Below are 12364 nucleotides of genomic sequence, written 5' to 3' on the forward strand. Positions count from 1 at the left end.
AAAATTGAAAAACAGCGTTGCAAAAATGTGTAAAACAGGAAAAGAAATATTTATGAAGTTTACGGAAAAATTACTGAAACATCCGGAATTTCTGCGTTTGCAGAAGCGTGTGCAGCAGATTGAGCAGGAGCGGATTTATTGCCATCACGAGCTGTCACATGCACTGGATGTCTGTCGTATGGCATGGATGATGTATCTTGAGGATCAAATGCAGAAAAATCTCAAATATGGATCAGATGCTGAAAAAATGGATACTGAACTGAAAAATAATTGCGAATTGGAAGCTGGATTTACAAGTGAATCGGAGCCTGTGAAAGCCAGGAAAGCAGAGCAGTTGGCAGATTTTTGTAAAAAAAAGGATCAGTTTTATGTGACGGGCTTATTGCATGATATCGGACGGGTGGCACAGTACGAGACCGGAGAGCATCACAGTGAAGCGGGTGTGCGGATTGCAAAACAGTTGTTGGCTGAGATTGGATATCCATTAGCCTGGATGGATGAGACGCTGCAGATTGTAGGTGTACATCATGGACGTGCGGAAGAAAAAAATGAAGCAGGTACCATGGAATACTATATCCGCAGAGCAGACCATTTGTCACGAAACTGCTTTTTATGTGAAGCGGCAGATTCCTGTAAATGGAGTGACGAGGAACGTAATCAGACCATTACCTGGTGAAATAAAGCTTTGAAAATAACCAGATGTATATATATTGTGTAGGTTAGAGATATTACATTTCTTTAGTTATAAGGAGAATGAGAAAAATGAAAATAGGAATAAAGAATTTTGACACAGATCACGAGACATATATTATGGGCATTTTGAATGTGACACCTGACTCATTCTCAGATGGCGGTAATTTTAATTGCCTGGATGCGGCGCTGCGCCATACAGAGGAAATGTTGGCAGAAGGTGCTGATATCATCGATATTGGCGGAGAGTCCACCCGTCCGGGTCATGTGCAAATTACAGATCAGGAAGAAATTGACCGTGTGGCGCCGATCATTGAAGCGGTAAAAGCCAGATTTGATGTACCGATTTCACTGGATACTTACAAAAGTGCAGTAGCAGAAGCAGGAATTGCATCAGGTGCAGATCTGATCAATGATATCTGGGGATTAAAATATGATCCGAAGATGGCAGAAGTGATCGCTAAAGGTGATGTGGCATGCTGTCTGATGCACAACCGGGATAACAGCAACTATGCAGATTTCCTGAAAGAATGGTACGATGAAACTGCAGAGTGCGTGACGCTGGCAAAAGCAGCCGGTATTGCGGATGATAAAATCATTCTGGATCCCGGGGTTGGTTTTGGAAAAACGTATGAGCAGAATCTGATCACCATCAAATACATGGACAAACTGAAAACTCTTGGCTATCCGCTGCTTCTGGGAACTTCCCGGAAATCTGTGATCGGACTGACACTCGACACACCTGTGACCGACCGTGCACTGGGAACTGCTGTGACAACCGTATTTGCGGTGCAGCAGGGATATGCTTTTGTTCGTGTGCATGATATCAAGGCAAATAAACAGGCAATTCAGATGACAAAAGCGATTATGGAGGCGTAATATGGATCGTATAAAAATACAGAATCTGGAAGTATTCGGACACCATGGGGTGTTTTCCGAGGAAACAAAACTGGGACAGAAATTTCTGGTAAATGCAACATTGTACACAAATACGCGTGCAGCCGGTTATTCAGATGATCTGGAAAAATCTATCAACTATGGTGAGGTTTGTCATTTTATTACACGTTACATGCAAAATCATACATTTAAGCTGATTGAAGCAGTTGCAGAGCATATGGCACAGGCTCTACTGATGGAATATCCGCTTTTACAGAAACTGGATCTGGAGATCCGGAAACCATGGGCACCGATTGGACTGCCTCTGGAAAATGTATCGGTGGAGATCAGCCGAGGCTGGCATACAGTCTATCTCTCTGCAGGTTCGAATCTTGGAGAACGCCAGCAGTTTTTGCGGGCAGCAGTGAGACTTTTGCAGGAATGCACGGGAATCCGCAATGTAAAAGTATCAAAGCTGGTGGAGACAGCGCCATATGGCTATACGGATCAGCCCGCATTTTTAAATGGTGCGATTAAATTGGAAACATTGTATACACCACAGGAGTTATTGATCGGAATCCACAAGATTGAGGCAGATCTGGGGCGGGAGCGTGTGATTCACTGGGGACCGCGCACCATCGATCTGGACATTATTTTTTATGATGATGAGATTGTAGCAGAGTCAGATCTGATCATTCCACATATCGATATGCAGAACCGATTGTTTGTGCTGGAACCACTGTACATGCTTTGCCCGGGAAAAGTCCATCCGGTGTTGCATAAGACCGTTGCGCAGCTTCGCCAGGAACTGATCAGCAAGACACAGAATAGCTGATAAAATAAAAAGAATAAATGGAGTAGTGAATGAAGAAGTATAAGTTTATTTTCTGGGATATGGATGGCACACTGGCGAATACTTATGAGGGTGTGACAAATTGTGTGAAATATGCCATGGAACCTTACGGAATCCATCTGGAAGGAGAGGAGGAACTGCGGAAGTTTATCGGACCTCCGCTTCGTTTTTCTTTTACAACGTATTGCGGACTCAGCGAGGAAGAAGCAGAAAAAGCAATTGTGCGCTATCGGGAGCGCTATATACCAATCGGAGTATATGAGTGTGAATTATTTGAAGGCGTACGTGAGACGATTCAGGCTTTCAAAGAAGCAGGATACATTCAGGTCATCACATCATCCAAGCCGGAGGCACAGTGTCGCCAGGTGCTGGAAAAATTTGATCTGCTGACAGAATTAGACGAAGTAGTCGGTGCCAGTCATGATGGCAGAATTGATACAAAAATTGAAGTATTACAGGAAGCATTTCGACGGATGAAAGCACAGTATGCGGATTTTTCCAAAGAACAAACGGTGCTGATCGGAGATACGCATTATGATGCAGATGGCGCAAAGGAAGGCGGTATCGACTGCATCGGAGTAGGCTATGGATTCGGAGGCGCAGAAGAAATGTGGAATGCCGGTGCTGTGGCCGTATATGAAGACCAGAAAGCATTACGGGAAGCATTGTTATAGGTTATATTTAATCAGAGATGAAAAATCAGAACAAAATTGAGTGAAATGTGGAATCGTTGACACGAGCCAAAAAATGAGGGAGGACGTCATGAAGCGAAAGGAAAAAATGCGGCAGATCGCAAAAGAGGCAAAATCTGTCCTTTGGGCAGTGATTGCAATTATCGTGTTCTGGATAGTTGCAGGGTTTGGAGTAAGTAAGTTACATATCACTATTTTCCATACTCCGTTATGGGCGATCACGGGGTGCATCGGCACATGGATATTTTCCATTATTGTCGTTGTATATCTGATGAAACGTGTATTTAAAGACTTTGAACTGGAGGAGGAAAACGAGGATGAATAAGAATATTCTGGCTTTGATGCCGGTGTTTATTTTTATGATCATTATGCTGATCGTAAGTATTTATGTGCGCCGGGCATCTGCAAAAAGGGCTTCTGAGGGCTTTGTAAAAGATTATTTTATCGGTTCCCGTAGTCTGGGCGGTTTTGTACTGGCGATGACCACCGTTGCAACTTACAGTTCGGTAAGTTCCTTTGTCGGCGGACCGGGACAGGCCTGGAGCATTGGATTTGGATGGATCTATATGTCCGTCGTTCAGGTGACTGCATTATTGTTGGTGCTTGGTATCCTTGGTAAAAAAATGGCAATGGTTTCACGAAAAATTGATGCAGTCACTATTATTGACGTGATCAGACATCGGTATCAGTCCGATGTGCTGGCAAATATTTCCGCAATTATCATCGTTATTTTCTTCGCGGCAACGATGGTTGCTCAGTTTGTAGGTGGTGCGAAATTATTTGAGGCAGTAACAGGATATTCTTATCTCACCGGTTTGATCGTATTCGGCCTTGTTGTTGTTATCTACACGACTGTCGGTGGATTTCGCGGCGTAGCGATTACAGATGCCATCTGTGCGGTAGTTATGCTGGCAGGTATGGTGATTTTGCTCATTGGTATTATCCGTCAGGGCGGCGGCTATGAGACAATTATGGAAAATATTGCAGCTACAAAGCCTGAGATGCTGGAGCCGTTATCCGGTGGAAATATGCCGGTGAGTCTGTATATTTCCCAGTGGATGCTGGTTGGTATTTTTACATTAGGATTACCGCAGTCAGCAGTGCGCTGTTTAAGCTACAAAGATACAAAATCGCTGCATCATGCGATTATTCTTGGTACCGTTGTTGTTGGCGCTATGAATATTGGCATGAACTTTATTGGTGTATTGTCCGCAGGTGTGCTGACCGGAAATCTGTCAGACTATGGAAACAGTGTGGATAATATCATTCCGCTTGCTATTGCAGGTTCCTTAAAACCATTAGTGGCCGGAATTTGTATCATTGGACCAATTGCAGCATCTATTTCAACGATTTCTTCTCTGCTGCTGAGCACGACATCTTCCATTGTAAAAGATGTGTATATGCATGAGAAAGAGAAAAAGGGACATGCGGTATCTGAAAAAACAACAACGATGCTCAGCCAGATTTGTACCTTGGTGATAGGACTTATTATTTTCGGAATTTCCATCAATCCACCAAGTGTCATCTGGAAAATCAATATGTTTGCCTTTGGTGGACTGGAAAGTGCATTCTTCTGGATTTTCTTACTTGGTATGTTCTGGAAAAAGGCAAATAAAGCCGGAGCGATCAGCGCAATCATCGGTGGCACGTTATGCTATTGTGTGACCATGTTTTTTGGATTGAAAATCGCGAATCTGCACCAGATTCTGATCGGCATCAGTGTATCACTGCTTTGCATGGTGATTGGTTCCGTAGTTGGCAAAAAAACAGATGATACAGTTTTAAAACTGTACTTTTAATGAGTGTTAATCAGTAAATTATAAAAGGAAAAATCGAAAAAATTTATCTCACTCGCTAGACGTTCACTTCCTTTGTTTCACGGCGGTTTCATCGCGCTCGTTCCCACCTCCTATAAAAGCTGGTCGGTTCCCACTCGCGCAAAACCTTGTGAAACTCAGTCGTTCACTCAACCGCTCGTCGAGATAAATTTTTTCGATTTTTCTGTTTACAGTTTGGAAATGATAACTGTTTTTCACAGTAGTATTGTGTATCATGTATGTGTATCTATTTTTGCGAAACGAGGGTAGCGAGCGACTAGCGGTTGCAGAAGGAGTCTCTGATTTCGCCCTTCATAATATTAAATTTTAGTCAACATCTCCGAAAAAGAACAAATTGAATATGAAATTCGAAAAATTTACCTGTAACACATGAATTTGATTCCTGCAGGTAAATTTTTTTATAAATAAATACAAGGTAAAATTGTGCAATACAAAACAAAATAAACAGATAATTAAAATAATTTAGAAACAATAGAATGAATCAAGAAGAATTGTCTAATTATCTGACGATTTGAGAAAAAAAGTGGGTTTACAATTTGAAAAAAAAGCGGTATAGTATATCCAATCAATCAGTTCGCGTTAGATACAGATAAAAAAGAGTATTTTTTGCAGAAAGGAAAATGATATGAAACTTCATATGAACGAGAGCAACGCCAAGGCTGTCGGCATGTACGATCCAAGGTTCGAGCATGACAACTGCGGTATTGGTGCTGTGGTAAACATTAAAGGTGTGAAAACACATCAAACGGTTGAGAACGCATTAAAAATTGTTGAAAACTTAAAACATAGAGCTGGCAAAGACGCCGAAGGAAAAACTGGTGATGGAGTAGGTATTCTGTTACAGATATCTCACAGATTCTTCTCCAAAACCATGAAATCCCTCGGCGTCTTTTTAGGCGAAGAAAGAGATTACGGAATTGGTATGTTCTTCTTCCCACAGGATGAGTTAAAGCGCAATCAGGCGAAGAAGATGTTTGAAGTCATCATTGAAAAAGAAGGCTTAGAGCTGCTGGCATGGAGAGAAGTGCCGACAGATCCGACTGTTATCGGACAGAAAGCCGTAGACTGTATGCCGTATATTATGCAGGCATTTATCAAACGTCCGGATGACGTGGAAAAAGGTCTGGATTTTGACCGCCGCCTGTATGTGGCACGCCGCGTTTTTGAACAGTCTAACGACAATACCTATGTAGTATCTCTGTCAAGCAGAACGATTGTTTACAAAGGAATGTTCCTCGTAAACGAGCTGCGTTTGTTTTTCAAAGATCTGCAGGATCCGGATTATGAATCTGCCATTGCAATGGTTCATTCCAGATTCTCCACAAACACAAATCCGAGCTGGGAGCGTGCACATCCGAACCGCTTTATGGTACATAATGGTGAGATCAATACAATCAAGGGTAACTCCGATAAGATGCTGGCCCGCGAGGAGACCATGGAGTCTGAACACCTGAAAGGTCAGTTGTCCAAGGTGCTTCCGGTAGTCAATACATCTGGTTCCGATTCCGCAATGCTTGATAATACACTGGAGTTCCTGGTAATGAGTGGTATGGAACTTCCACTGGCGGTTATGATCACTATTCCGGAGCCGTGGGCAAACAACCATCTGATGAGTCAGAAGAAAAAAGATTTTTACCAGTATTATGCAACGATGATGGAGCCATGGGATGGCCCGGCATCCATCGTATTCAGTGATGGAGATATTATGGGAGCTGTCCTTGACCGTAACGGTCTGCGTCCATCCCGTTATTACATTACAGATGATGATTATCTGATCCTTGCATCTGAAGTAGGTGTGCTGGATGTAGATCCGACAAAGGTTGTTACAAAAGACCGTCTGCGTCCAGGCAAAATGCTTCTGGTTGATACCGTCAAAGGCCGTGTCATCGACGATGATGAACTGAAAGAAGCTTATGCAGGGAAACGTCCTTATGGACAGTGGCTGGATGAATATCTGGTAGAGTTAAAAGATCTGAAGATTCCGAATGTGCGTGTACCGCGTTACACCGGCGATGATCTGCACCGCATCCAGAAAGCCTTTGGTTATTCTTATGAGTCTGTAAAAACCGTTATGCTTCCAATGGCAAAAACCGGTGCAGAATCCACTGCAGCCATGGGTATTGATACACCGCTGGCTGTATTATCCAATGATCATCAGCCGCTGTTTAACTATTTCAAACAGCTGTTTGCGCAGGTTACAAACCCGCCAATCGATGCAATCCGTGAAGAGATTGTCACATCCACAACAGTTTATGTTGGTGAAGATGGAAACATTCTGGAGGAAGAGCCGAAAAACTGTCAGGTACTGAAGATCAAAAATCCAATCCTGACAAATACAGACCTTCTGAAAATCAAACATATGAAAAAAGAAGGTTTCAAAGTTGGCGTTGTTCCAATTATTTATTATAAAAACACAAGTCTGGAGAAAGCCATTGACCGCCTGTTTGTAGAGGCAGACCGTGCATACCGTGACGGTACAAACATCCTGATCCTCTCCGATCGTGGCGTGGATGAGAACCATGTGGCAATCCCGTCTCTGCTGGCAGTTTCTGCAATGCAGCAACATCTGATCCAGACAAAGAAAAGAACCGCAGTAGCAATGATCCTGGAGAGTGGTGAACCACGTGAGATCCACCATTTTGCAACACTGCTTGGTTACGGTGCCTGTGCCATCAACCCATATCTGGCGCAGGATACGATTGAGCAGTTGGTAGATGATCATCTGCTTGATAAAGATTATTATGCAGCAATCAATGATTACAACTCTGCAGTATTACATGGAATTGTAAAAATTGCTTCCAAGATGGGTATTTCCACAATCCAGTCTTATCAGGGATCCAAGATTTTTGAGGCTATCGGTATTGATCGAAGCGTTATTGATAAATATTTTACGGATACTGTCAGCAGAATCGGCGGTATCACGATTTCTGATATTGAAAATGATGTCAACGAGCTGCATTCCATGGCATTTGATCCGCTTGGATTACAGACGGAGCTGACACTGGACAGCAAAGGACATCACAAAATGCGCAGCGGAGCACAGAAACATCTGTATAATCCACAGACGATCCATCTGCTGCAGGAGTCCACAAAACGTGGGGACTATGATTTATTTAAAGAGTATACAAAACTGGTCAATAATGAGACAGACATTATGAATATCCGCGGAACGCTTGATTTCAAATATCCGAAGTCAGGTATTCCAATCGATGAAGTAGAAAGTGTTGACTCCATTGTGACAAGATTTAAAACAGGTGCGATGTCCTATGGTTCTATTTCACAGGAAGCCCATGAGACACTTGCCATCGCTATGAACCGTTTACATGGTAAATCCAACTCCGGTGAAGGTGGTGAGAGTCTGGAACGACTGGATACGGAGCGGTGTTCTGCTATCAAACAGGTTGCTTCCGGACGATTTGGTGTAACCAGCCGTTATCTTGTCAGCGCACAGGAGATTCAGATCAAAATGGCACAGGGCGCAAAACCGGGAGAAGGTGGACATTTACCGGGTAAAAAAGTATATCCGTGGATTGCAAAAACAAGACTTTCCACACCGGGTGTAAGTCTGATCTCACCACCGCCTCATCACGATATTTACTCCATCGAGGATTTGGAACAGTTGATCTTTGACTTGAAAAATGCAAACACAAGAGCACGCATTTCTGTAAAACTGGTATCAGAAGCAGGTGTCGGAACTGTCGCAGCCGGTGTTGCAAAAGCCGGTGCACAGGTTATCCTGATCTCCGGTTATGACGGAGGAACCGGTGCTGCACCGAGAAGTTCCATCCACAATGCAGGACTTCCTTGGGAGCTTGGTCTCGCTGAGACGCATCAGACATTGATCATGAACGGCTTGAGAAATAAAGTCCGCATCGAGACAGACGGAAAACTCATGAGTGGTCGAGATGTTGCTGTAGCAGCAATGCTTGGTGCCGAGGAATTCGGTTTTGCTACAGCTCCACTGGTAACGATGGGATGCGTCATGATGCGTGTCTGCAACCTGGATACATGTCCGGTTGGTATCGCTACGCAGAATCCGGAACTGAGAAAACGTTTTGCCGGAAAACCGGAATATGTTATGAATTTCATGCGTTTTATCGCTCAGGAGCTTCGCGAATACATGGCAAAACTTGGTGTCCGCACGGTAGATGAGCTGGTTGGACGTTCTGACCTGCTGAAAGTACGTGACAACTTAACCGGTCACGCTGCAAAACTGGATCTGAAGAATATTCTGGAGAATCCGTTTGCAAGCTCAAAGGATAAAGTGATCTTTGATCCGAAAAAAGTATACGATTTCGAACTGCAGAAAACAGCAGATGAGAAAGTGCTGTTAAAACAGATGAAAACAGCACTTGAGCAGAAACAGAAACGAAGCATTGAAATCAATGTTTCTAATATCAACCGTTCCTTCGGTACCATTTTTGGTTCTGAGATTACAAGAAAATACAAAGATACACTGGAAGATGATACTTACGTGGTAAAATGTAACGGAGCCGGTGGACAGAGTTTCGGTGCTTTCATCCCGAACGGCCTGACACTGGAGCTGGAAGGTGACAGCAATGATTATTTCGGAAAAGGACTTTCCGGTGGAAAACTGGTCGTATATCCGCCGAAAGGCATCAAATATCGTCAGGATGAAAACATTGTCATCGGTAACGTAGCACTTTACGGTGCAACCAGCGGTAAAGCATTTATCAACGGTGTGGCAGGAGAGCGTTTTGCTGTAAGAAACTCCGGTGCCATTGCAGTCGTTGAGGGTGTCGGCGATCACGGATGTGAGTATATGACCGGCGGACGCGTAGTTGTTATCGGAAAAACAGGCAAGAACTTCGCAGCAGGTATGAGCGGTGGTGTTGCATACGTGCTGGATGAGGACAACGATCTGTATACAAGAACCAACAAAGAAATGGTATTTACTGAGGAATTGACCAATAAATACGATGTACAGGAATTAAAAGAACTGATTCAGGAACATGTCGCTTTGACCAATTCCGTAAAAGGAAAAGAAATTCTGGATAACTTCGGAGAATATCTGCCGAAATTCAAAAAAGTAGTGCCATATGATTATCATCATATGCTGACAACCATCGTACAAATGGAAGAAAAAGGCTACAACGTAGAGCAGGCTCAGATCGAAGCATTTTATGCTAATTTAGAGCAGCAGGCGTAATTTCGGTAAAACAGGAGGATTAAAATGGGAAAACCAACAGGATTTATGGAATATGACCGAGAGGTAAGCAAAGCGGTTGAACCGAAAGAAAGAATCAAAAATTTTGATGAATTCCACATCCACCTCTCAAAGGAAAAACAGGAGATTCAGGGATCACGCTGCATGGCATGCGGCGTTCCCTTCTGCCAGTCAGGTATGACACTTATGGGCATGACCAGCGGCTGTCCGCTGCACAATCTGGTGCCGGAGTGGAATGACCTGATCTATATGGGAACATGGGAGCAGGCTTACGAGCGTCTGCACAAGACTAACAACTTCCCGGAATTTACATCCCGTGTCTGCCCGGCACTGTGTGAGGCTGCATGTACCTGCGGTCTGCATGATGATCCGGTCACCGTGCGGGACAATGAGTACGGAATTATTGAAAATGCATATGAAAAAGGATATGCAAAGGCAAATCCGCCAAAAGTGCGTACAGGGAAAAAAGTGGCTGTCATCGGATCCGGCCCGGCTGGTCTGGCCGTAGCAGATCAGTTAAACCGAAGAGGTCATCTGGTAACTGTATATGAGCGCGATGACCGTGTTGGCGGACTATTGATGTATGGCATTCCGAATATGAAACTGGAAAAACACATCATCGACCGGAAAATCAATGTGATGACCGAAGAAGGCGTCAACTTTGTCACCGGCGTGAATGTGGGAAAAGATGAAAAAGCAGCAAAACTTATGAAAGAGTATGATGCTGTGGTACTTGCCTGCGGTGCAAAAAATCCGCGTGACATTAATGCACCGGGCAGAGATGCAAAAGGTATTTATTTTGCAGTGGATTTCCTGTCACAGACCACAAAGAGTTTGCTCGATTCCAATCTGAAAGATAAAAAATTTGTCTCTGCAAAGGGCAAAAAAGTCGTGATCATCGGCGGTGGTGACACCGGAAATGACTGTGTGGGAACAAGCATCCGTCACGGAGCAGTATCCGTAACACAGCTTGAGATGATGCCGAAAGCTCCGGATCAGCGTGCTGCGAACAATCCGTGGCCGGAATGGCCAAAAATCTGCAAGACAGATTACGGTCAGGAAGAAGCCATTGCCGTATTCGGACATGATCCGCGAATCTATCAGACAACGGTAAAAGAGTTCCTGAAAGATAAAAACGGCAATCTGACAGGTCTGATCACTGTAAAACTGGAAGCGAAAAAAGATGATAAAACCGGTCGCATGAACATGGTTCCGGTGGAAGGCAGTGAGCAGAAACTGGATGCAGATCTGGTACTTATCGCAGCAGGATTTCTTGGCACAGAGAAATACGTGGCAGATGCCTTTGGGGTGAAATTAAATGCCAGAACAAACGTAGAAACCGAAGAAGGCCGTTACAAGACGAATGTGAAAAAAGTCTTTACCGCAGGTGATATGCACAGAGGACAGTCACTGGTTGTATGGGCAATCCGTGAGGGACGCGAAGCAGCCAGAGAAGTGGATGAAAGCCTGATGGGATATTCTTATCTTTCGGTACAATAAATTCTTGTTTGTCTGTGTAAATAGGAAATCTGGAAACGAAATTCAGAAAGACACGGATGATTTTCTACCTCCGCTGCGCCGCTTATATCCGCCTCCTTCCGCGAACTCGCACGCAAAAACAGCGTGCTCAGACACACTCATGGAGGCGGGCTATGCTCGCTGCGGTAACGAAAATCACCCTACCGTCTTGTCTCGGATTTCGTTTCCAGATTTTCCATATTTACGCGACGGCACCGCGTGCCACGCATGCGCACAAGATATGGGCATAATATTTGTTATGTTGCATGCGCAGATTTACAAATTGTCTCATATATAAATTGAACATATACGAGACCTGATGTATTATTTTCGTTTGCATAAACTGAGATAAATTTTGTTGGATTGGCAACGTACGCCACCCTTGACAATATAAAAAAAAGAACTGCTACAGATTCGTTACCGACGGCGAAGAACTCAAGAACATGTAGATTTTCTCCGTCACCGACAACCGTGTAGCAGTTCTTTTTTTGATTGATCAAGGGCATGCCGCTTCGCGGTGCCGTCGCGTAAATGGAACAAAGATGAAACAAACTCCAAGGCGAGGCGGTAGACGGATTTCCGTTATCGGAGCGAGCATAGCTCGACCGCGGGAGTGTGTTTGAGCCAACAGACGTTTTTGCTGTTGGTGAGTTCGCGGGAGCGGTCGGAGATAAGCGGCGCAGCGAAGATAGGAAATCGGTCGTGCCTG

The 12364-nt window shown here is 44.1% G+C and carries 9 protein-coding genes; 8 read left to right on the forward strand and 1 reads right to left on the reverse strand.

The features are described from left to right. Window positions 1-52: 52 nt before the first annotated feature. The 8 genes from Q0I54_RS08485 (at window position 53) to Q0I54_RS08520 (ending at window position 11637) form a co-directional block, all read left to right on the forward strand. Window positions 53-676 (forward strand): HD domain-containing protein, encoded by a 624-nt coding sequence (locus Q0I54_RS08485; protein ID WP_296117970.1) that lies wholly within the window; start codon window positions 53-55, stop codon window positions 674-676. An 86-nt stretch (window positions 677-762) separates the two neighbouring features. Beyond that, complete coding sequence (folP, locus tag Q0I54_RS08490; RefSeq protein ID WP_296117972.1) at window positions 763-1569, forward strand: dihydropteroate synthase; 807 nt, start codon at window positions 763-765, stop codon at window positions 1567-1569. Between the two features lies 1 nt (window position 1570). After that, the gene (gene folK / locus Q0I54_RS08495) at window positions 1571-2401 is read left to right on the forward strand and encodes a 2-amino-4-hydroxy-6-hydroxymethyldihydropteridine diphosphokinase (RefSeq protein WP_296117975.1); all 831 of its coding nucleotides are present in this window, start codon (window positions 1571-1573) and stop codon (window positions 2399-2401) included. A gap of 29 nt (window positions 2402-2430) precedes the next feature. After that, window positions 2431-3093, forward strand: coding sequence for an HAD hydrolase-like protein (locus Q0I54_RS08500; protein WP_296117977.1), 663 nt, complete (start codon window positions 2431-2433; stop codon window positions 3091-3093). Between the two features lie 88 nt (window positions 3094-3181). Further along, on the forward strand, window positions 3182-3436 hold the full coding sequence (locus Q0I54_RS08505) for a YhdT family protein (RefSeq protein WP_296117980.1): 255 nt from the start codon (window positions 3182-3184) through the stop codon (window positions 3434-3436). Further along, on the forward strand, window positions 3429-4910 hold the full coding sequence (gene panF / locus Q0I54_RS08510; protein ID WP_296117981.1) for a sodium/pantothenate symporter: 1482 nt from the start codon (window positions 3429-3431) through the stop codon (window positions 4908-4910). The genes Q0I54_RS08505 and panF overlap by 8 nt, the downstream gene beginning before the upstream one ends. Window positions 4911-5574: 664 nt before the next feature. After that, complete coding sequence (gene gltB / locus Q0I54_RS08515; RefSeq protein WP_296117982.1) at window positions 5575-10119, forward strand: glutamate synthase large subunit; 4545 nt, start codon at window positions 5575-5577, stop codon at window positions 10117-10119. Between the two features lie 24 nt (window positions 10120-10143). After that, window positions 10144-11637 (forward strand): glutamate synthase subunit beta, encoded by a 1494-nt coding sequence (locus Q0I54_RS08520; RefSeq protein ID WP_296117984.1) that lies wholly within the window; start codon window positions 10144-10146, stop codon window positions 11635-11637. A 275-nt stretch (window positions 11638-11912) separates the two neighbouring features. Here the strand turns inward: Q0I54_RS08520 and Q0I54_RS08525 are convergent. Further along, window positions 11913-12364, reverse strand: a 452-nt coding sequence (locus Q0I54_RS08525; protein WP_296117985.1) for a hypothetical protein, incomplete at its 5' end; no start/stop codon positions are given.

Origin of the sequence: uncultured Eubacterium sp. (assembly GCF_934295145.1) — a bacterium.
Taxonomy (GTDB): domain Bacteria; phylum Bacillota; class Clostridia; order Lachnospirales; family Lachnospiraceae; genus Eubacterium_I.